This window comes from Arthrobacter sp. 01N442, from assembly GCF_056399345.1.
In genome coordinates, this window is sequence record NZ_JBFTRD010000004.1 from 235,620 (window position 1) to 254,791 (window position 19,172).

General features: G+C 66.9%; 21 protein-coding genes. 7 read left to right on the forward strand and 14 right to left on the reverse strand.

Annotated features, from left to right (window positions below):
* Window positions 1-12: 12 nt before the first annotated feature.
* The 7 genes from AC1DNC_RS08430 to AC1DNC_RS08460 all read right to left on the reverse strand — a co-directional run bounded on the left by AC1DNC_RS08430 (window position 13) and on the right by AC1DNC_RS08460 (window position 5,656).
* A complete protein-coding gene (locus AC1DNC_RS08430; RefSeq protein ID WP_476862116.1) occupies window positions 13-762 on the reverse strand; it encodes an ABC transporter permease in 750 nt (249 codons plus the stop codon).
* Between the two features lie 82 nt (window positions 763-844).
* A complete protein-coding gene (locus AC1DNC_RS08435) occupies window positions 845-1,417 on the reverse strand; it encodes an MOSC domain-containing protein (RefSeq protein WP_476862117.1) in 573 nt (190 codons plus the stop codon).
* Window positions 1,418-1,465: 48 nt separating this feature from the next.
* The gene (locus AC1DNC_RS08440; RefSeq protein WP_476862118.1) at window positions 1,466-2,077 is read right to left on the reverse strand and encodes a PAS and ANTAR domain-containing protein; all 612 of its coding nucleotides are present in this window, start codon (window positions 2,075-2,077) and stop codon (window positions 1,466-1,468) included.
* 9 nt (window positions 2,078-2,086) lie between these two features.
* Window positions 2,087-2,878 (reverse strand): class I SAM-dependent methyltransferase, encoded by a 792-nt coding sequence (locus AC1DNC_RS08445; RefSeq protein ID WP_476862119.1) that lies wholly within the window; start codon window positions 2,876-2,878, stop codon window positions 2,087-2,089.
* A 9-nt stretch (window positions 2,879-2,887) separates the two neighbouring features.
* The gene (locus AC1DNC_RS08450) at window positions 2,888-4,426 is read right to left on the reverse strand and encodes a putative bifunctional diguanylate cyclase/phosphodiesterase (RefSeq protein WP_476862120.1); all 1,539 of its coding nucleotides are present in this window, start codon (window positions 4,424-4,426) and stop codon (window positions 2,888-2,890) included.
* 72 nt (window positions 4,427-4,498) lie between these two features.
* Window positions 4,499-4,831, reverse strand: a complete 333-nt coding sequence (locus AC1DNC_RS08455) for a DUF7793 family protein (RefSeq protein WP_476862620.1) — start codon at window positions 4,829-4,831, stop codon at window positions 4,499-4,501.
* Between the two features lie 165 nt (window positions 4,832-4,996).
* On the reverse strand, window positions 4,997-5,656 hold the full coding sequence (locus AC1DNC_RS08460; protein ID WP_476862121.1) for a M15 family metallopeptidase: 660 nt from the start codon (window positions 5,654-5,656) through the stop codon (window positions 4,997-4,999).
* Between the two features lie 138 nt (window positions 5,657-5,794).
* Between AC1DNC_RS08460 and AC1DNC_RS08465 the strand changes: the two genes are divergently transcribed.
* Window positions 5,795-6,568 carry a GOLPH3/VPS74 family protein gene (locus tag AC1DNC_RS08465; RefSeq protein WP_476862122.1) on the forward strand — a complete coding sequence of 258 codons (774 nt, stop codon included), beginning with the start codon at window positions 5,795-5,797 and terminating at the stop codon, window positions 6,566-6,568.
* 29 nt (window positions 6,569-6,597) lie between these two features.
* On the opposite strand, the gene AC1DNC_RS08470 is transcribed toward AC1DNC_RS08465, so the two are convergent.
* The 6 genes from AC1DNC_RS08470 to pxpA all read right to left on the reverse strand — a co-directional run bounded on the left by AC1DNC_RS08470 (window position 6,598) and on the right by pxpA (window position 11,347).
* Entirely contained in the window at window positions 6,598-6,942 is a 345-nt protein-coding gene (locus tag AC1DNC_RS08470; protein WP_476862123.1) for a cupin domain-containing protein, read from the reverse strand.
* 155 nt (window positions 6,943-7,097) lie between these two features.
* Window positions 7,098-8,081 carry a 5-oxoprolinase subunit C family protein gene (locus tag AC1DNC_RS08475; protein WP_476862124.1) on the reverse strand — a complete coding sequence of 328 codons (984 nt, stop codon included), beginning with the start codon at window positions 8,079-8,081 and terminating at the stop codon, window positions 7,098-7,100.
* Window positions 8,071-8,976, reverse strand: coding sequence for a 5-oxoprolinase subunit B family protein (locus AC1DNC_RS08480; protein ID WP_476862125.1), 906 nt, complete (start codon window positions 8,974-8,976; stop codon window positions 8,071-8,073). The genes AC1DNC_RS08475 and AC1DNC_RS08480 overlap by 11 nt, the downstream gene beginning before the upstream one ends.
* Complete coding sequence (locus AC1DNC_RS08485; RefSeq protein WP_476862126.1) at window positions 8,973-10,325, reverse strand: acetyl-CoA carboxylase biotin carboxylase subunit; 1,353 nt, start codon at window positions 10,323-10,325, stop codon at window positions 8,973-8,975. Before AC1DNC_RS08485 ends, AC1DNC_RS08480 begins: the two co-directional genes overlap by 4 nt.
* A gap of 2 nt (window positions 10,326-10,327) precedes the next feature.
* Window positions 10,328-10,567, reverse strand: a complete 240-nt coding sequence (locus AC1DNC_RS08490) for an acetyl-CoA carboxylase (RefSeq protein ID WP_476862127.1) — start codon at window positions 10,565-10,567, stop codon at window positions 10,328-10,330.
* 36 nt (window positions 10,568-10,603) lie between these two features.
* A complete protein-coding gene (pxpA, locus tag AC1DNC_RS08495; RefSeq protein ID WP_476862128.1) occupies window positions 10,604-11,347 on the reverse strand; it encodes a 5-oxoprolinase subunit PxpA in 744 nt (247 codons plus the stop codon).
* A gap of 113 nt (window positions 11,348-11,460) precedes the next feature.
* Here pxpA and AC1DNC_RS08500 point away from each other — a divergent pair, with 113 nt between their 5' ends.
* Window positions 11,461-12,930 (forward strand): PucR family transcriptional regulator, encoded by a 1,470-nt coding sequence (locus AC1DNC_RS08500; protein ID WP_476862129.1) that lies wholly within the window; start codon window positions 11,461-11,463, stop codon window positions 12,928-12,930.
* Window positions 12,931-12,943: 13 nt separating this feature from the next.
* On the opposite strand, the gene AC1DNC_RS08505 is transcribed toward AC1DNC_RS08500, so the two are convergent.
* The gene (locus tag AC1DNC_RS08505; protein ID WP_476862130.1) at window positions 12,944-13,984 is read right to left on the reverse strand and encodes a LacI family DNA-binding transcriptional regulator; all 1,041 of its coding nucleotides are present in this window, start codon (window positions 13,982-13,984) and stop codon (window positions 12,944-12,946) included.
* Window positions 13,985-14,269: 285 nt separating this feature from the next.
* Here AC1DNC_RS08505 and AC1DNC_RS08510 point away from each other — a divergent pair, with 285 nt between their 5' ends.
* From AC1DNC_RS08510 to AC1DNC_RS08530, 5 genes are read left to right on the forward strand one after another with little or no spacing between them, the layout of a single operon-like run.
* The gene (locus AC1DNC_RS08510) at window positions 14,270-15,358 is read left to right on the forward strand and encodes an asparaginase (RefSeq protein ID WP_476862131.1); all 1,089 of its coding nucleotides are present in this window, start codon (window positions 14,270-14,272) and stop codon (window positions 15,356-15,358) included.
* Between the two features lie 4 nt (window positions 15,359-15,362).
* Window positions 15,363-16,250 carry a polysaccharide deacetylase family protein gene (locus AC1DNC_RS08515; protein ID WP_476862132.1) on the forward strand — a complete coding sequence of 296 codons (888 nt, stop codon included), beginning with the start codon at window positions 15,363-15,365 and terminating at the stop codon, window positions 16,248-16,250.
* Window positions 16,250-17,644 (forward strand): MFS transporter, encoded by a 1,395-nt coding sequence (locus AC1DNC_RS08520; RefSeq protein WP_476862133.1) that lies wholly within the window; start codon window positions 16,250-16,252, stop codon window positions 17,642-17,644. Before AC1DNC_RS08515 ends, AC1DNC_RS08520 begins: the two co-directional genes overlap by 1 nt.
* Complete coding sequence (locus AC1DNC_RS08525) at window positions 17,641-18,411, forward strand: SDR family NAD(P)-dependent oxidoreductase (RefSeq protein WP_476862134.1); 771 nt, start codon at window positions 17,641-17,643, stop codon at window positions 18,409-18,411. The genes AC1DNC_RS08520 and AC1DNC_RS08525 overlap by 4 nt, the downstream gene beginning before the upstream one ends.
* An 18-nt stretch (window positions 18,412-18,429) precedes the next feature.
* A complete protein-coding gene (locus tag AC1DNC_RS08530; RefSeq protein ID WP_476862135.1) occupies window positions 18,430-19,152 on the forward strand; it encodes an SDR family NAD(P)-dependent oxidoreductase in 723 nt (240 codons plus the stop codon).
* Window positions 19,153-19,172: the final 20 nt, after the last annotated feature.

Sequence of the window (19,172 nt, forward strand, 5' to 3'; positions counted from 1 at the left end):
CGGCCGCCCCGGTCAGGGCAGCGGCAGCGGACGCGTGCGCAGCGGCGCCAGGAACAGGATAGTGACGACGGCGGTGATGGACCCTGCCGCCATGATCGACGCCAACACCACGATCTGGAACATACCCGCGGCAAGGGGAGAGATACCGCCGAAGATCGCCCCGACGAAGGCCCCGGGCAGGGTGACCAGGCCCGTCGTCTTGCTCTGGTCGGTGGAGGGGATCAGGGCCGAGTGCACGGCTTCCCGCGCCAACCCGGCCGTGGACTCCCGGGGCCTCGCCCCCAGAGCCATCCACCCTTCCACTTCTTCCCACCGGGAGATCACGGTCTGACTGAAATGCCGGCCCGCGAGGGTGGTGATGGACATGGCGTTGCCGATCACGATGCCGCCTATGGCCAGGGCATAGCGGGGCGTGAAGTCGATGGCGCCGGTGGCGAAGACAATCGCCAGGGTGGCAATTACCCCGGCGCCCATTGCCGTGCAGACGTGTGCGAACGTGGTCCAGTTCCACCCGAGGCGTCTGGTTGCCGTGGCCGCTGCCACTGCGAACATGACGAGCAGTGCCAGCCCGACGAGTAACGCGTTGGTGATGATGCCGCCCAGCACCAGGCTGATGGCGGCCAGTTGCGCGGCCCCGCGAAGAATCGCCCAAGCCGGCGCCAACCGCGCCGGCACGCGATAAAGCGTCAGCACCGCGACTGTGGCGGCCACCAGCACGGCGACTCCGGACAGGGTCGCGACTACACCGCCGGGCAGGTCCATAGCCCCAGCCTAGTATTTGCTGAGGCGTGTTGATCCGTACCCCTTCGGGCGCCGGTCGCCGCGCCGGCGCCAAGCGTATTTACTACGGAAGCCGTGAGGGGCGAAGCAGTGTCGCCTCGCCGGCGCGCTCCGGGTCCAGCTGGACGGGACTGACCAGCACGGCGGGCCCGCGGTGCAGGACGCCGTCGGACAGCACCTGGCAGCGGACGCCGCCCCGGCCGCGCATGGCTTTGTGCGCGCCGGGGGCGAGCATCTCATCCATCCACGCGCAGGGATGGGCCGGGCGGCCGGCCTTGAACCGCACCGTTGCCCCGGCTGATTCAATCGCGAAGTCGTGGCCGAGCAGCGGCGCCAGATGCGCCCCGCGCAGCACCACGTTGCGGCGGGTCAGCAAGGGGTTGAACGCTTCCGTTCCCAGCTCGGCGGCAATCGCCTCGAGGGCCTCGACGGCGAAGACCGTGACGGCGGCGTCCATGTGCGCGGCTTTGCCGAAAAACCGGTCCCCGACAATTCCCTTGCCGGTCACGAGCGTCGCCTGCCGGGCATCCGTGGTGGGGACGTCGGCGGCGCCTTCGCGGGCGCGGCCGAAGTAGGCGTGCGCCGGTGAGACGAGCAGGTGCAGGATCTCGACGTCGTACCGGTAACTGGCGGTCATCCCTCCAAACTACCGCTCCGGAACCCATCTCGGGTGCCGGCCGAGCGGCTACAGCAGGGGCTTGTTGCGGTCCTCCGGGTCCCGGCCCGCGGCGGTGGCGCGGTCAATGATTTCCTGGGCAATGGCGTGGACCTTGCGGTTCCGTTCGCTGCTCAGCTTGCTGATGAGCTCATAGGCCTGGTCGGCGTCGACCCCGGTGCGTCCCATGAGGATGCCCCTGGCCTGCTCGATGGCCGCCCGATGCACGGCGGACGCCGCGACCGCCTCGGTGGCAAGCTGGTGCCGGTCGGTATGGATCGACTGGGTGAGGTCTACGACGACGCCCCAGACGCCGACGGGCGTGGTCCCGTCGAGGATGTAGTCCGCTGAGAACAGCAACTTGTGCTGGCGGTCCTTGCGGTCGCGAATGGACACGTAGATGGACGACGGGCCGCCCACCGCAGCCACCCGCTCCCAATACGCCTGGACCTTGGGCCGGTCCTCGGGCTCGACATGGGGAAGAACCATTTCCATGGACGGGACCACTTCGCCCCGTTCATACCCGTAAATCCGGTACAGCCCGTCCGACCAGCGAAATTCACCGTCCGCGAAGAAAAACTCGACCAGACCGGTGGGGCAATCGAGAAATTCGTCCTGGGGAGCTTTTCCGGCCGGGGGCATACGCCGATTTTACGGGGTGCCGGACATGACCGCGAAGTAGCCCGGTACCTGCTGCGGGAGGCCGCCGGGTCCCATCGCGACCACGTCTATCCCGACCGGGCCGTCGGCGATCAGTTGCCACTGGGTATCCGGAAAGATTTTGTGCCGTTCCGGGGCTCCGAAGCGGCCGGGGCGGGGGAGGTTCTCCAGGGCCCGCTGGAGCTGTGGGGGAACGTGTCCCGAGGTCGCCCCGAGCTCGGCCAGGTAGGCGAGGCTGTCGCCGGGATAGTTGGTTTCGGCTACGAATACGTGGCCTTTGTCGCCGACAATCGTCCGGATGTTCGCTGCGGCGGCTGCTTGTTTGTCCGGCTTGAGCACATGGAAGACTCCGCGAACAAAGACGTTCGCCGCTCCCAGTTTGTCCGCCAGGGCATCTCCGGCGCCAGGCCGGGCAGCATCGAGGACCATGAATTCCGCATTGCTGATGCCCCGCGATTCACTGGCGGCGCGCCGAACGGCATCCGGGGAAACGTCGACGCCGACGACCCGGGGAAAATATCCGGAGAGCCAGCGGGTGTGGGTGCCGTTTCCGCAACCGACGTCGATCACGGGGAGTGCCGGATCGAAGTGGGCGCGAATAAGGCCGGCGTACTGTTCGTGTTCGGCCGCGGAACCTGAGTCCCACAACACGTCGCCCCCGGGGCCCGTGGTGCGGATGCCCTTCCAGTACCCGTCCCACGCCGTGTGGGGATCCCGCGGGGCCCGCGACGCGAGGCGTGCGACAGTGGGGATCAGCCGCATGCGGTCCCAAAGCTTCACCATGCTCCCACCCTATCGATCCTCCCCGGCCCCGCTGATGCGCTCAAGGATGCCCTCCGCTGGGACCGGCCGTCCCAGGTGGTAGCCCTGCCCATAGAGGCATCCCATGGCGGCTAGTTGCGCGGCTTGTTCCGCGGTTTCAATGCCCTCGACGATCGCGTCCAGTTCCGCCGCATCGATCAGTTGCAGGATGGCGGCGACAAATTTCCGCTGCCGGGGGTCCGACTCGAGGTTCCTGATCAGCGAATGGTCCACCTTCACGGTGTCCGCCGGGAGGGACCGCAGGTAGCTGATGGAGGAATATCCGGTGCCGAAGTCATCGATTTGCAGCCCGACGCCGAGGGCGCGGAGCTTCTCGAGGATTTGCTCGTCCCCGGTTTTGCGGGACATGAGGACGCTCTCGGTGATTTCCAGGACAAGCCGCCGGGGGTCTACATCATGCACGGCAAGAGTCTCCCGGACATCGTCAACGAGGTCAGCCCTTAGGAGTTCGGCGGCCGAGAGATTGATGTGGAGCCGGAAGTCCGCCCGGTCGGGCACAGCCAGCTCCCACCGGCGGAGCTGGGAGATTCCTTCATGCAGGATCCACCCGCCGAGTTCGAAGATCAGGCCGGTTTCTTCGGCGATGGCTATGAACCTGTCCGGCATGATCATCCCGTGGACCGGATGGCGCCAGCGGACCAGTGCCTCCACGCCGGCTACCCTGCCGGTGGAGAGCTCAATCACCGGCTGGTAATGAAGAAGCAGCTCACCATTGGCGGCCGCAGTGCGGAGTTCGGCGGTGATCCGCGACCGCTCCTGCACGGCATCGAGCATGTCAGGGTGGAACGTCTGGATCTTGTTTCGGCCGTGCGATTTGGCTTGGTACATGGCGATGTCCGCATCGCGTAGCAGTTGCTCCGCCGTCGATCCGGCTTCGTGGAAGCAGACGCCGATGCTGGCTGTGGTCCAGACCGTCTCCGTCCCGATCTGCACGCTGTCCTGCAGGGCTTCCCAAATCCGCTGCGCCACCTGCAGGACCTCCGCTTCGGTGGCTCCCGTGACGAGGACGGCGAACTCGTCGCCGCCGAGGCGGGCAACCGTGTCCCCGGCCCGCACGGAGGCGCGCAGCCGGGTGGAGACCTCGACCAGCACGGCGTCGCCGGTGCTGTGCCCCAGGGTGTCGTTGATGGCTTTGAAGGAATCCAGGTCGAGGATGAGGACAGCGGTCGCGGAGCTGTCCTTGTCGCGACTGCGGATGGCCTCGTTGATCCGTTCGTTGAGCCGGGTTCTGTTGGCCAGGCCCGTGAGGCTGTCGGTCTTGGCCAGTTGCTCCAGTTCCACCTGCGTGCGCCGCAACATCGCGGTGCGTGCAGCGACGCGCTCTTCGAGTTCGGCGTGGATGTGTCCGAGCTCTTCAGCGAGGAGGTTGACGCCCGTGATGACGGCGTCAACCGCGTCCCGCTGCTCCGACGGCTCGATGCGGGAGTTCAGGTCTCCAGCTGCCAGACGGACGATCCCGTCGAGAAGCCTATCCAGGCGCTCGTCGTCGATGCCTCCGCCCGAGGTCACGGAGCCGCGTAAGGGTCGGGAATTAGCGCCGCGGTGACGGTCTTGCGGTTCCCCGTAGCGGCCCGCGGCGACCTACCCTGAGGCATCGAGCCAGTCCATTGCCTCGGTCCGGGACGTGAAGAACCGGGTAGGGCAGGGCGGGATGTGCACGCCGAGGAAGAAGTTGGCCAGGACCCGGTCCACGGGTGAGCGTCCCAACAGGGCGATGCGGGAGGCGCTGCACGGGATCGACCAGATGCTCCTGGCCTCCCGGGTGACCGAAGTGACAGCTGCCATGTCAACGAGCATCGGGTGCGGCGAGCCTTGGCAGACCTCGTTTACTTTGGCCATCGCGGCCCGGGCGTCGTCCACCTCGATGGTGATCCCGGGCTCCCAGCGCAGATGCACAAGACCGTCGTCGCGCATCAGAACGCTGCCCTTGCCGCCGTCCACAGCACCCGGCGCTACGCTCACAGGCCCTCCCGAATCCGCAATTGAACCCTCACTGACCCCTAAAGTTACAGCGACGATGCCCGTTGCCTCTAAACCCCGCCGCGGCGGGCGGGAAAACCGTGCCCGCGGCGTGCCGGCCTAGAGGTAATCGGGGGTCGCTTCCAGATCGAAGTAATCCTCCAGGATGGTGCTGACCTGCGCGGCAAGGTCCCGGCCCACGTAGCGCAGGTGCCACGGCTCGTAGGTGTAACCGGTCACCGCCTCGGCCCCCGCCGGGTAACGGATGAGGAATCCGTACCTCGCGGCGTTCGCGGCCGCCCACTTGCCTGCCGGGGTGGTGGCGAAGCAGGCCTGCAGGGCGCAGGCCCCGCTGGCATTGCCAATGTCCATCGCCAGCCCGGTCTGGTGTTCGCTGAAGCCGGGCCGCGCGGCGAGCGTATCCGCCGTCGCCTGGCCGTACTGGCGCACGTAGCTGTCGTAGAGGCTGGCCTGTTGGCTGTACGAGCGGTAGCCGCTGACCGGAATGATGTTCACGCCTGCCGCTTTGGCGGCTTTGGCCAGCTGCTTATAGGCGTCCGCGGCCTCGCTCCGCAGCCGTTCCCCCTGGATCCTGACCAGCTGCGCCGGCACATACGTGGCGGGGTTCAGCGGCCGGTGTTTGTTGACCACCACCTGAAGGCTTGTGGCTGAATCGATGTCGTAATCTGTCGCCGCTGCCGGCGCCGCGGGGGCGATCATGCCGAGCGAAAGCAGCAGCCCCGCCGCTGCAGCCGTGATCCTGCCGAGTCTCTTTAACACCGTGGCCTCCAGGAAGTGGTCGGAACAGATGCGGGAACCCTACCGGGCCCCACGGCCGGCGTCGAGGGTGTTTCGCCCCGGCAGGACCCGGGACGAAATCCTCATGCCACGGCTACCGGACTGCGCCACCATGATCGTATGGACGCTGAAACGCCGAAGTCGGCCGAGCTGAACCTTCCCCAAGCCTTCCTGCTCTTGGCAACGCGGGACCAGGACGGGAGACCAGATATCCCGGTATTTGCCCTCCGCACCACAGTGGCGGGGGCAATTCTGGCCGAACTGGAGCTGGCCGGCGCCATTGAGCTGCAGGGCAAGAATGTGCGGGCTACCCGTGTGGCCCCGCCGACGGACTTCCAGCACGAGCTCGAACTCATCCGGGGCAAGTCGCGCCCGCACACTCCCAAGCGCTGGGTCGCCATGCTGGAGGGCCGCGCCGAGGTGCAGCGTGTTTACGAGGGGATGGCATCGCGGGGCATCGTGGAGCACGTCGGTGAAAAACACCTTGGGGTGTTCAGGTCCGTAAGGTACCCGGAGAAAGACCACAGCCCGGAGGCTGCGCTGCTGGCGAAGCTCCAGGCCGCGCTCGCCGGTGCGGCGCCCGACGGCGGGATGCCTGACGCCGACGCGCCTCCTGCGGAGTCCGCAGCCCAGGTAGCCGCCGACGCCGGAGGCGCTGGCGCCGCGACGCCCGGCCCCGCTGCAGCCGCCGAGAAACCTGACGCCATGGCCGCCGAGGCCCGGACCACGGCGCTCATTGCCCTGCTGCACGCGGCCGGCCTGCTGGGCAAGCTCTTCCCGGCTGCGGACCGGGTCCGAGCCGACGAGCTGGCCAAGGACTACTGGCCCGCCCGGGCCGTGGAGGACGAACTTCGGCTCATCAGGATTGCGCAGGAAGAAGCAGCCACCCTCTAGGAGGCCCACCTGCCGGCGCCTGACCCGGGCTAGTCTTGCCGGACGATGTCGACTGAGACCTCCACCGCCTGGACGGTTCCCTTGTTTTCGAGCCAGTGGACGGTGTCCTTGTCCTCGGGCCAACCCGCCCCGGGGCCGTAGTCGGTCTCGGTGCCGTTCCGGTGATCCGTGATGTTGCCCTGCAGGATGTAGACCAGCCCGGGGCGGCCCCTGTGGTCGTGGACCGGCCCGAAGACGCCGCCCGGTTCGATGGTGATCAGCCGCATCCGCAGCTGGCGGCCGGCCATCCCCTCGATTTCGGGGCCCAGATCCACGGTGGACAGCAGCCGGGTTGTGACTCCGGCGCTTTCCGGTATGGCCTCGTCGGTATTCATCGTGCCCTCCTACGCCTGCAACCGGGGCCGCCGCGGATTGGCGGCCCCAGCTGCAGGTTTACTCCCGGGCGGCGCGAGGGGCAATACCACCGGGGACGCAGCAGGAACCCGGTGTTCCCCGGGTTCCTGCCGCGTGTACCTTCATTCGGCGGGCATCAAGCAGTGCCGAGCGCGGCCTTCGCTTCCTTCACGCGTTCGCTCAGTTCCTTGCGTGCGGCGAGAGCCTCCTCCAGGCTGACGGCGACGAACCGGGTCGAGGTTCCGGGGGCCGCGCGGGCCACCAGGTCCATGTCCGCGCTGATCACCGTTCCCACCATGGCGTAGCCGCCGCCCGAGACCGCGTCGCGGTGCAGGACGATCGGCTGGGTGCCGCCGGGGATCTGGATGGACCCAACTGCGTAGCCGGCGTCAACAATGTTGGACGGATCGGATCCTGCCCCGAAGGGCTGCTCCCGCTCCTTCCATTTCACCCCCGGGCCGGAGTAGCGCAGGCCCATGCGGTCAGCCACCGGCGTCACCTTCCATTCGCCGTTCAGCAGGTTCCCAAGCCCCTCGTCGGTAAGCCGGTGGTCGTAGAGGCCCAGGACAATCCGGACTTCCTGCTCCTTGGAAAAGACCGGGCGGAACTCCTCCGGAACCGCCTCAGCGGCCGGCAAGGCGCCGCCGTCGAGCGGGCTGCCGACGGGGACGTGGTCACCCGCCTCCAGCTTCCGGCCCTGGAAACCGCCAATGGCCCCCAGGCTGTAGGTGGACCGGCTGCCCAGCACCTCGGGAACATCGATCCCGCCCTGCACCGTGATGTAGTACCGCGTGCCGCCCTGAATGACTCCGAAGCTGATTTCGTCCCCGGCCTTAAGCTGCAGCCGCGTCCATTGCGGCCGTGGCTCGCCGTTGACCTTCACCTCTACCGGCGCGCCGGTGACCGCGACGACGGCGTCCTGGTCCGTGGTCAGGGTCGGGCCCAGATACGTGCACTCGAGGACGGCTTCCCTGGCGGTGTTACCCACCAGCGCATTGCCAAGTTCGGCCGAGTACTGGTCCATGGATCCGCTTTGCGGAATGCCCACGTTGTAATGGCCGGTGCGGCCCTGGTCCTGGACGGTGGTGGCCAGGCCTGGGCTCTTGATGTCAAATGCCATTGAGGGCCTCCATGAGTTCCTGGTTGTAACCTTCCGGATCCGCAAGCGCCTTGGACAGGTCGAATGTCACGGGCGCCTGACGGTAGCGGAAGGTCCCGGCGCTGATCTCGTCCTGGATGCTGTTGTATTCGGCCTCGGTCACCGGCTTGAATTTCACGATGTCGCCCGGGCGGAAGAAAACCATGAAGTCCTTGAAGTCAGCCAGCGACTGTGCCGGGTCGAAGATCGGTGCGGCGGCGACCCCGAACATCTGGTAGCCGCCGGCGCCGCGCACCGAGTAGATGCAGCCGAAGCAGCCGCCGTGGCCCACCGTCAGCTTGGGGGTGTCGGTGCGCGGACTCAGGTACTTGGGCACCTCCAGTTGCTTCTCGCGGCCAACAAGCTGGAACAGGAACGGCAGGCCGGCGACGAACCCGACCATGGAGACCAGCCACGGCTGCTCGTGGTGCCGTTGGATGAACTCCGCGGCGTCCTTGAGGTGGTTGACCTTGGCGGCGTAGTCGATGTCGCTTCCGCCGGGCTCCTGGTGGAACCCTTCGCGGAACCGCTCGGCCACTTCCGCGGTAAACGGATCGTCGTACCAGACCGGAACCTCGACGATCCGCGTCTCCAGCGGCTGCAGCTGGTGGTGCGCCAGGTCCGCTTCGATCGCCCGGACGGCCTCTTCGAGGGTTGACGGCGGCAGGACGTCGGGATCGAACCTCACCAGCAGGGAGGCGTTGGCCGGGCAGATGTCCACGACGCCCTGCAGTTCGGCGGCGGCAAGCTTCTCAGCGATGGACATCACCTTGAAATTGGCGGCCAGGCTCATGGCCTCGGAGACTTCCACGAAGAGGAACTCGTCACCGCCCCAGGTGTAGCGGGCCTCCATGGAGGCGGTTGCCGGACTACTCATTTGGACTCCATCAGGTTGTCGACGGTTTCGATGAACTTCGAATGGTGCTTCACGGCGCTGAATTCCAGCCGGTCCAGGAGCTTCTTCAGCACCGGAATCGTAGTCTTGACTCCTTCGATCCGGGTCCCGTAGAGGGCCTCCAGTGCGCCCTCGATGGCGGCTTCCCGGGTGTCTTTGTGGACGATGAGCTTGGCAAGCATGGAATCGTAGTACGGGCTCACGGTGGACCCGGCCTCCACGCCGGCGTCGATCCGGACGCCTTCGCCCTCGAACCAGTCCAGGACGCTGATGACGCCGGGGCTCGGGAAGAAGTTGTTGTGCGGATCCTCGGCATTGATGCGGCATTCAATGGCATGGCCCTTGAACTCGATATCCTCCTGCCGGACCGACATCGATCCGGTGGACGCGATGAGCAGCTGTTCGCGGACCAGGTCCACGCCCGTGACCGCCTCGGTGACGGGGTGCTCGACCTGGATGCGGGTGTTCATCTCGATGAATGCTGCTTCATGGTTGACCGGGTCGTAGAGGAACTCGACCGTGCCCGCCCCGCTGTAGCCGCACTCGCGGGCCAGTTCCACGGAGGATTCCCGGATGGTCTGGCGGACGGCATCGGGGAGGTCCGGGGCGGGCGCTTCCTCAATTACCTTTTGGGAACGGCGCTGCATGGAGCAGTCGCGGTCCCCGAGATGGATGAAGTCCTTTCCGTCACCGAGCACCTGGACCTCGACATGCCGGGCGTGCTTGACGAAACGTTCGAGGTAGACGGTCGGGTCGCCGAAGACGGATGCCGCCTCACCGCGCGCCATCTCGATGGTGGTCAGCAACTCTGCTTCGTCATGGACGAACCGGATGCCCCGGCCGCCGCCGCCGGCGGAGGCCTTGACCACCAGCGGGTAGCCGATGTCACGGGCCACCGCCAGGGCATCGGCCTCGGGATCCAGCGGGCCGTCGGACCCGCGGAGCACGGGGACCCCGGCCTTCCGGGCGGAATCCCTTGCCATGGACTTGTTGCCCATCGTTTCGATGGCCCCGGCGTCGGGACCGACCCAGGTCAGCCCTGCCTCCACTACTTTCCGGGCGAACTCCGCGTTCTCGGAGAGGAACCCGTAGCCCGGATGCACGGCGTCGCAGCCGTTGTCCAGCGCTGCGGCGATGATCGCGTCCTGGTTCAGGTAGCTGGCGGGCGCCGGAGCCGGCCCGACGACTACGAAGTTGTCCGCGGAACGCGCTGCCAGCGAATCCGCGTCGGGTTCGCTGACCACCACCAGCGTCTCGATGCCCATCTCGCGGGCCGTGCGGGCAATGCGCACGGCGATTTCGCCACGGTTGGCGATCAGTAGCCGTTTCATCATTACCCTTCTCGGACGACGATGATCGTGTCGCCCGGGTTGACCATGTCGCCCTCATTCACAGCGAACGATTCGAGAATTCCGGCCACATCCGACTGGATCTCGGTGAACTGCTTCATGATTTCGACGATGCCGACGGTTTGTCCGACCTCGATGGTGTCGCCCTCGTTGGCGAATGGGGGTTTGCCCGGGCCGGGTTTGCGGTAGAAGATCCCGGGAAGCGGGGAGACGATGTTAGCCATGGGGTGCTCGCTTTCAGCTGGTTGGATTTAGGGGTTTCAGCCCAGGACCGTGCGCACGGCGCTGGCCACTGCGACCGAGTTGGGTGCGTCGGAGTGCACGCAGACGCTCCGGAAGGGGATATCAAGCTCCGTGCCGTCGACGGCGAGCACCGGCTTGCCGGCCAGGGCGCGGGTTACGCGTTCCGCGGCGGCGTCGGGATCTGTTGGAACCGGGCGGCGCTGGATCAGCAGCTCCCCCTTGGGGCCGTAGTTGAGGTCCACGTACAGTTCGGGAACGAATTCCACGCCCATGGCGCGGCACACTTCCTCGTGGGCGGTCCCGCCGAGGCCGTAAAAGGGGACCCCGAACTGCTGTGCCACCCCCGCGGCTGCCTGCATGAGCTCCTCGTCCCCGGCCAGCATGCCGTAGAGGGCGCCGTGGGGCTTGATGTGGTTCAGGGCAAGGCCGTGCTTGGCGAGGAACGCCGTCAGCGCCCCCGTCTGGTACAGGATGATCGATTCGACTTCTGCGGGGGTGAGCACCATCCGGCGCCGGCCGAAGCCCACTACATCCGGCAGCCCGGGGTGGGAGCCGACAGCCACGCCGTGCGCGGCGGCGAGCTCCACTGTCCGGTTCATGACGTCGGGGTCGCCCGCGTGGTATCCGCAGGCCACATTGGCGACGTCGATGATGCGCATCAGCTCTTCGTCGTTGCCGAACTCGTGAAGGCCCAGGCCTTCGCCCATGTCCGAATTCAAAAGTACGCGGCCCGAGGTGCCGTCGGTCACATTTTTATGCATGGGTGCCACGCTACTCAGCATCGGGCAGCAGGGATATTGTGCAAAGTGCCGAAGTGGCGGCGGGTAGATATGCTGGCAGCACTATACGGGGCTTCTCTCTGTTGGAAGGGACCATGAGGATCTCAGAACTTGTCGCCGACATCGGGCTGGACGTCCGTTTGCGCGTCCCGGGAGGCGAGGGCAGGCTGAACCGGCCCATCGCCTGGTGCGCTCCCACCGAACACATGGATCCGCGGCCGTTCCTCAGCGTCAATGCCTTGGTGCTGACCAACGGCATGGGCTTGAACGTGCGGGACTTCAGGATCTGGGATGCCTACGTTGAACGCCTGATGGACGTCCCCGTTTCCGCGCTGGCCTTTGGGCTGGGCGCGGCGCACCGTGAGTTGCCGGCCGGCTTGCTGCAGGCGTGCGAGGCGCATGGCCTGCCGTTGCTGGAGCTCCCGCCGGAGGTGCCGTTCGTGCTCGTCATGCAACACGTGGAGCAGGTCATCGCCGCCGAGCGCTTCGAAGAGCTGAGGCAGGGCTGGGAGCTGGCGGACGATTGCACCAGGCTGGCTGCGGACGGCCGGTCGCTCGCCGAGGTGCTCTCCCGGGTCGGGGACGCCGTGGATGCCAGGGTGGCTGTGATCGACCAGGACGGCTTCGAGCTGGTGGCCGCCGGCTCGGCGCACGGCGGGACCGCCCGGACCACCCTGCGGCTGCCCAGCGGTGCCGCGGACCAGTTCCGGCTCTCCATCGAGGGGATCGGCGCGGACCTGGTCCTCCAGCCCATCCTGGGTCCCGTAGCTGCGGTGATCGGCATGCAGCTGAGCTACACCCTGGGCTCTCGTTCGCCCCTGCATTCGCGGGAAGCTGCACGTTTCATGGAGGCGCTCTATGTGGACCGCGGCGATCCGGGCGTTCCGTTGCGCCGCTTTGCCCTCGAATCAGGTTTCGATCCCGGCGCAGAGTGGAGCGCGGTGCTGATCGGCGGCACCGGGGAAGTGGCCCCGGCGCGGCTGCGAGCCGTCGCCTGGCGGGCCCGGGTGGGCTTGCAGGGCGTCTTCGGCACGGTGCGGTTCATGGAGGAAGCGGGCCTTACCTCGCTGCTGCTCCAGCGGCGCGAGGAGCCGGCCGGCCTGCTGGCGACGGTCAGAGAGTTCTTCCGGGATGCGCCGGAAATATCCGTCGTCGTGGCGGAATCCGGCAGCCTGGGGGAACTGCCGCTGACGCTCCAGCTCGCCCGCCGCCAGGTGGGACCGCCCGGTGTGCACGAGGCGCCGCCCGCCGATCTCGCCGGCATTGTGCAGGGCCTTCCTAGCCAGGGACTCGTGGCCATGTGCCGGCGGCTCCTTGCCCCGCTGACCGCAGACGGGGCCGGCACGCTGCTGGATACTCTCGAGGCGTACCTGCGGCACAGCGGCAGCGCCCCCAAAATCTGCGCCGAACTTTTCATTCACCGAAACACGCTCAGCTACCGCATGCGCAAGATCGAGGAGCTGCTGCAGCTGGACCTCGCCGACGGGGAAGTCCGCGCAACGTGCACGTTGGCCCTCGGCATTGTCGGCGCAGCCAACCGGTCCGGCGGGGGCGCGGCCGGCTGACCGCGCCGCCGGGTCAGCCGTGGACGGTCTGCGCGCTGCTTTCCCGGATGCAGAGAGTCGGTTCGAGAAGGACGGGTTCGACCGTTTCGCCGTCGAGCACGCGTTTCAGCAGCCGCATTGCCGTCCTCCCGATATCCAGCATGGGGGAGCGGACCGATGACAGCGGGATCGGCAGCTCGGCGGCGACGGAGGTGTCGTTGAAGCCCACGACCGCAACGTCCCGGCCGGCGGTGAGGCCGTGGGACCGCAGCGTCCCCATGGCGCCGATCGCGGCGAAGTCGTTGACCGCGAAGATCGCAGTCGGCCGGGTGAGTCCGCTGGCCAGGATGGTTTCGGTGGCCTCATGGCCGCCGACGGTATCAAACCTTGACCAAACCACGGCCTCCGGTGAAATTGAGCCGCCCAGGGCTTTCCATCGGTCCACGAAGCCCCCGGTCCGGTCCACGGCCGTGCTGGCGTAGGGTTCCCCGGCAATGACTGCCACATTCCGGTGGCCGCTGCCCCACAGGTGGTCGGCGACGAGCTGGCCGCCGAGGACGTCGTCGCAGGTGGCCGACGGGTACCCTGCAACACGGCGGTTCATGAGCACGAAGGGAACGTTGCGGTCGCTGAGCTCGCGCAAGTGGCTGCCGTCCAGGTGGGCGTCGCCGATGATCAACCCGTCCACCCTGCGCGCCAGCATGGTGTCCGTCTTCCGGCGTTGTTCCTCCGGATCGTCACGGGAATTCATCACGAACGTGGAGTAGCCGAGCTCGGCCGCGGCTTCCTCGATGCCCTCGTACATGATGGCCAGGACGAGGTCGGAGAGTCGCGGCACGATGACGCCCATGAGTCGGGTCCGCCGCGTCCGCAGCCCGGCCGCCTGCGGGTTGGGTGAATAGCCGCGCTTCCGCGCCAGTTCGCGGACCCTTTCGGCGGTTGCCACGGACGCGGCGCCGCGTGCCACCTCGGAGCCCGAGTGCAGGATCCTGGACACGGTAGACGGGTGGATGCCCAGCTCGTTGGCCAGGTCTTTGAGTGTCACGGTGCGGCCGTCGGCCGAATTTTCCTTCATTGGTCCCCTGCCGCAGCTCGAGAAGGCGTCACACCAAGACTGCCGGATACGGCGGACATCTCCCGCCATAGGGCCCTTGACGTGTCACAGGTCACATCCTATAGTCAGTTTTACCCCCAACCCAATCGTTTGGGTAGACCGGCGGTCGGCGGCCGACACCAAAGTGTTTACGCGGACGAAACGCCGGACGGCAGTTGCACGAAACATCCCGAAGATACTTTCTACCCACATACCCAATCGATTGGGTGAGTGTCCGGCAACGGACGCAAGAGCAATGGAGTACACATGACTGTCACAGATTCGAACGGCGCCCACGTGGTGCTGCTCGCCACGGGAGGGACGATCTCTTCCCGCGGTTCCGGGACAGGCGGGGGCGCGGTTGCGTCCGACACCGGTGAGCAGGTTTTCGCCAGCATCGGCGGACCGTCCGCCCACCCGGTCCGTGTGGTCGACGTCTTCCGGAAAGGGTCCTACCTGTTGACCGTGGATGACATGATCGCCATCTGCGCCCGGATCCGAGAGGCGCTTTCTGCCCCGGAGGTCCTCGGTGTCGTGGTCACCCACGGCACGGACACCATGGAGGAGACCGCCTACCTGGCGGCGCTGACCCACGATGATCCCCGCCCGGTGGTTTTCACCGGGGCGCAGCAGTCGGCCGATTCCCCACACCCCGACGGGCCGGGAAACCTCGCCCGGGCGATCGCCGTCGCCGGCTCACCGGCCGCCCGCGGGAAAGGCGTGCTGCTGGCGTTCGCCGGCGCCATCTTTCCCGCACCCGGGGTGCGGAAATGCCACACCACCAAGCCCGACGCCTTTGCCAACCCTGACTTTGGAACGATCGGCTCCGTCACCGAGTCCGGGGAGGTCAGCTTCACGGAAACCCCTCCGCAGCACACCGCGCTGCCGCTGCCCGGTGCCGGTGCCGGTGCCGGTTCCCCGCGGGTGGATCTCGTCGCTGTCTACCCAGGCGCCGATGCCACCCAGTTGCGGAGTTCAGTGCAGGCGGGCGCGGCCGGGATCGTGCTGCAGGGAACAGGGACCGGCAACGCGAACCACCCCATCTGCCAGGCGGTGGCCGAAGCGGCGGCGGCGGGCGTCGTGGTGGTGACCAGTACCCGCGTGGAGGCCGGCGCCGTCGTTCCCGTCTACGGCGACGGCGGCGGCGAAGACCTGCGCGAGGCTGGCGCCATACCGTCCGGATGTCTCAGACCGTCCCAGTCCCTGATCCTGCTGAGCGCGCTGCTCAGGCTGGACGCGGGTCCGGACCGCATCGCCGAAACCTTCGCGCTCCGCGGCAAGGCCCCGGATCCGGACAGACCCGCGGCCGGCAACCCAGAACAACAGAAACCAACAACAAGCGCAGTGAAAGGTTGAACCCATGACAAAGGACATCCAAGTCGCATTCGGCGTCGACGTGGACGCCGTAGCCGGCATGCTCGGCTCCTACGGCGGTGAAGACTCCCCGTGCGATATCTCCCGCGGCCTGTTCAGCGGCGAAGTCGGCGGCCCGCGCCTCATCCGCCTCTTCGAAAAGTACGGTCTTCCCGCCACCTGGTTCGTGCCGGGCCATTCCATCGAGACATTCCCGGACCTGACCCGGATGATCGTCGACGCCGGCCACGAAATCGGCGTGCACGGCTACTCGCACGAAAACCCCATCGCCATGACCCGGGAGCAGGAAACCGCCATCCTCGACCGCTCGATTGAACTCATCGAGAAGGTCTCCGGCCGCCGTCCCACCGGCTACGTTGCACCCTGGTGGGAATTCTCCCCGGTCACGAACGAGATCCTGCTCGAACGCGGGATCAAGTACGACCACTCCCTGATGCACCGCGATTTCGAGCCCTACTACGTCCGCGTGGGCGACAGTTGGAAGAAGATCGACTACACCAAGGACGCCCAGACCTGGATGGAACCGCTGGTCCGCGGAAAGGAAACGGACCTGGTCGAGATCCCCGCCAACTGGTACCTCGACGACCTGCCTCCCATGATGTTCATCAAGGCCTCCCCGAACTCGCACGGCTTCGTCAGCCCCCGCGATATCGAACAGATGTGGCGCGACCAGTTCGACTGGGTCTACCGGGAAATGGACCAGGCCGTCTTCACGATGACCATCCACCCCGACGTCTCGGGCCGTCCGCAGGTACTGCTCATGCTCGAACGCCTGATCGAGCACATCAACTCCCACGAGGGCGTCAACTGGATGACCTTCGACCAGATCGCGGACTCGTTCCTCGCCCGCAGCCCCCGAAAGGAAAACCAGTAATGAGCATTCAGGAACCCGCCGTCGACCTGACCCGGCCGCGGCCGGACGAGAAGCGCCGCTTCCCGGTCTTCTCCAAGAAGAACACCAGCATCGCTACTGTCCTGGCCTTGCTCGCCTGGACCATCGCCGTCTTCGACTACGGACTGTTCGGGACGCTGCTACCGGCCATGCAGGAGGAGTTTGGCTGGACCGCGCCCGAGGCTTATGCCATCAACACCTGGATCGCCGTGGGCACCGCCATTGTCTGCTTCGGAATCGGCCCCGTGATCGACCGTCTGGGCCGCCGCAAGGGCATGATGACCACCATCGGCGGCACCGCGGTCGTGTCCGGTCTGACCGCCCTTATCCCGACCGGCATCCCCTTCCTCAGCAACGGCCTGCTGGTCCTGATCCGGTCCTTCGGTGGCCTGGGCTTCTCGGAACAGGCGGTCAACGCGACCTACATGAACGAGGTCTACCAGGTGACCGAGGTCGCGGATAAGCGCAAGCGTCCCGGCTTCCACTACTCGTTCATCCAGGGCGGATGGCCGCTGGGCTTCCTGCTGGCCAGCGCCCTCGCACTCGCTTTCCTGCCCTCCCTCGGCTGGCGCGCGCTGTACCTGATGGCCACCGTCCCGGCCGCCGTCATTGTGTGGGTGATCGCCAAGAAGCTGAAGGAAACCCCCCAGTTCGAGCTGCACCACAAGCTGACGGAACTGGAGAAGAGCGGACAGTCGGATGAGGCCCACGCCCTGGCCCACGCCTACGGCGTCGAACACTCCTCCGCGGCCCCGCTCAAGCGGATCTGGGAACCGCACCTGCGGCGGAACACCATCGTGTTCTCCCTGGCCTGGATCGTGAACTTCTTCGGCATCACCATCTTCAGTGTCCTGGGCAGTTCGGTCCTTAAGAACGCCAAGGGCGTGGAACTCTCCGACGCCTTCTGGATGCTGATTGTGATCAACCTGCTCGCCTACTTCGGCTACGTCTTCCACGGCTGGCTCGGCGACAAGATCGGCCGCAAGCAGACCATCATCGGTGGCTGGATCCTGTCCGGCATCTCCTTCACCATCATGCTCAGCCCCCTCGCCACCAACGCCTTTACGATCATTGTCTCCTACGGCGCCGGCCTGTTCTTCCTGGTCGGCCCCTACGCCGCCATCCAGTACTTCATGGCGGAGTGCTACCCGGTCAGCTGCCGTGCCACCGGAACTGCCTTCATCGGGGCCATGAGCCAGCCGGGCACCATCATCGGCGGCGCCATCTTCACCGCGATCGCCGCCAGCAGCGGAACCGGGACCGCGGCCGTCTGGGTGGGTGCCGTGGGCACCTTGGTCTCCGGCCTCCTCATGATCGCTGCCAAGCCTCCGGCGGAGGCCCTCCTGGAGGACCACCCGCACGAGGTCCAGGCATGAGCCCGGATGCGGCGCAGGTGGCGGTCATTACCGGGGCGGCCAGCGGCATCGGCCGCGCGCTCGCGGTCCATTACGCCAGCCGCGGCGTTCATTCGGTGATCGGCACCTTCCCCGGCGATCCCCACGACCCGGAGGAAACGCTGCGCCAGGTCAAGGATGCGGGGGGCCAGGCGGTGATCCACGAAGTGGATGTCCGCAGCACGCCGTCCGTCGACGCGTTCGCCCAGCGAGCCGTCGACGAGTACGGCAGGCTCGACTACGCGGTGGCGAACGCCGGCATCCTGCGCAACTCGCCCCTGGGCGAGATGACCGATGACCGCTGGGAGGACATGCTCGACGTCGACCTCACCGGCGTGCTCCGGACCCTCCGGGCCGGGTCTACCAGGATGGCCGACGGCGGAGCGATGGTCGCGGTGTCGTCGATCGCCGGCGGGGTCTATGGCTGGGAGGAACACGCGCACTACGCGGCCGCCAAGGCCGGCGTGCTCGGGCTCGTCCGCAGCGTGGCCGCCGAGCTTGGACCGCGCGGCATCCGGGCCAACGCGGTTATTCCCGGCCTGATCGAGACGCCCCAGTCCCTGGACCCGGTAAACTCGCTCGGCCCCGACGGCCTGCAACGGGCCGGGCGGGACATCCCGTGGGGGCGGGTCGGCCGTCCCGAAGAGGTCGCCAGCGTTATCGGCTTCCTGACCTCCGACGCCGCCGCTTACGTCACCGGTCAATCGCTGATCGTGGACGGCGGACTCACCATCAAGATGCGCGCCTGAACCTTCTGAAAGGAAAGTATGCAGAACACTGACACGTCCCCGCACTCGACGGGCCGGGCCGTCGTCGTTACCGGCGGTGCCAGCGGCATCGGTAAGGCGATCGCCGAGGCTTTTGCCGCGAACGGCGACACGGTAGCCGTCCTGGACCGGGACGGCGGAGCCGGGAGGATCGCCGTCGACGTCTCAGACGAAGACAGCGTCAAGGCCGCGTTCGCTGCCGCCCGCGCGCAGCTGGGCAGGATCGACATCCTGGTGAACAGTGCGGGGCTGCTGACCGAATCGCCGCTGGAAGCCATGACACTGGCCACGTGGAACGAAACCGTCTCCGTTGACCTCACGGGTGTCTTCCTGTGTTGCCGCGAAGTGGTGGGTGAGATGCGGGAACGGAAGTGGGGCCGCATCATCAACATTGCGTCCCAGCTGGCCATCAAGGGCGGGACCGGGCTCGCCCATTACAGTGCCGCCAAGGCAGGGGTGGTGGGGCTGACCAAGGCCCTGGCCCTGGAAGTCTCCGGTGACAATGTGCTGGTCAACAGCATCGCACCCGGGCCAATCGAAACCCCGCTCGTGGAGGGCATCTCGGAGGACTGGAAGGCGGCCAAACGTGCCGAGCTTCCGCTGGGCCGCTTCGGCCTCCCCGCCGAGGTGGCCCCCACCGCGCTGCTGCTGGCCAGCGACCCGGGCGGCAACCTGTACGTGGGCCAGACGCTGGGACCCAACTCCGGCGACGTCATGCCGTAGGGAAGGACGAACGTATGTGC

What these genes read in the sequence shown, in the direction of transcription:
- AC1DNC_RS08485 (WP_476862126.1), bottom strand. Translation starts at nt 10,325, where the DNA reads ATGAAACGGCTACTGATCGCCAACCGTGGCGAAATCGCCGTGCGCATT.
- AC1DNC_RS08440 (WP_476862118.1), bottom strand. Translation starts at nt 2,077, where the DNA reads ATGCCCCCGGCCGGAAAAGCTCCCCAGGACGAATTTCTCGATTGCCCC.
- pxpA (WP_476862128.1), bottom strand. Translation starts at nt 11,347, where the DNA reads ATGCATAAAAATGTGACCGACGGCACCTCGGGCCGCGTACTTTTGAAT.
- AC1DNC_RS08500 (WP_476862129.1), top strand. Translation starts at nt 11,461, where the DNA reads ATGAGGATCTCAGAACTTGTCGCCGACATCGGGCTGGACGTCCGTTTG.
- AC1DNC_RS08520 (WP_476862133.1), top strand. Translation starts at nt 16,250, where the DNA reads ATGAGCATTCAGGAACCCGCCGTCGACCTGACCCGGCCGCGGCCGGAC.
- AC1DNC_RS08505 (WP_476862130.1), bottom strand. Translation starts at nt 13,984, where the DNA reads ATGAAGGAAAATTCGGCCGACGGCCGCACCGTGACACTCAAAGACCTG.
- AC1DNC_RS08430 (WP_476862116.1), bottom strand. Translation starts at nt 762, where the DNA reads ATGGACCTGCCCGGCGGTGTAGTCGCGACCCTGTCCGGAGTCGCCGTG.
- AC1DNC_RS08490 (WP_476862127.1), bottom strand. Translation starts at nt 10,567, where the DNA reads ATGGCTAACATCGTCTCCCCGCTTCCCGGGATCTTCTACCGCAAACCC.
- AC1DNC_RS08470 (WP_476862123.1), bottom strand. Translation starts at nt 6,942, where the DNA reads ATGAATACCGACGAGGCCATACCGGAAAGCGCCGGAGTCACAACCCGG.
- AC1DNC_RS08525 (WP_476862134.1), top strand. Translation starts at nt 17,641, where the DNA reads ATGAGCCCGGATGCGGCGCAGGTGGCGGTCATTACCGGGGCGGCCAGC.
- AC1DNC_RS08480 (WP_476862125.1), bottom strand. Translation starts at nt 8,976, where the DNA reads ATGAGTAGTCCGGCAACCGCCTCCATGGAGGCCCGCTACACCTGGGGC.
- AC1DNC_RS08435 (WP_476862117.1), bottom strand. Translation starts at nt 1,417, where the DNA reads ATGACCGCCAGTTACCGGTACGACGTCGAGATCCTGCACCTGCTCGTC.
- AC1DNC_RS08475 (WP_476862124.1), bottom strand. Translation starts at nt 8,081, where the DNA reads ATGGCATTTGACATCAAGAGCCCAGGCCTGGCCACCACCGTCCAGGAC.
- AC1DNC_RS08465 (WP_476862122.1), top strand. Translation starts at nt 5,795, where the DNA reads ATGGACGCTGAAACGCCGAAGTCGGCCGAGCTGAACCTTCCCCAAGCC.
- AC1DNC_RS08515 (WP_476862132.1), top strand. Translation starts at nt 15,363, where the DNA reads ATGACAAAGGACATCCAAGTCGCATTCGGCGTCGACGTGGACGCCGTA.
- AC1DNC_RS08530 (WP_476862135.1), top strand. Translation starts at nt 18,430, where the DNA reads ATGCAGAACACTGACACGTCCCCGCACTCGACGGGCCGGGCCGTCGTC.
- AC1DNC_RS08445 (WP_476862119.1), bottom strand. Translation starts at nt 2,878, where the DNA reads ATGGTGAAGCTTTGGGACCGCATGCGGCTGATCCCCACTGTCGCACGC.
- AC1DNC_RS08455 (WP_476862620.1), bottom strand. Translation starts at nt 4,831, where the DNA reads ATGCGCGACGACGGTCTTGTGCATCTGCGCTGGGAGCCCGGGATCACC.
- AC1DNC_RS08510 (WP_476862131.1), top strand. Translation starts at nt 14,270, where the DNA reads ATGACTGTCACAGATTCGAACGGCGCCCACGTGGTGCTGCTCGCCACG.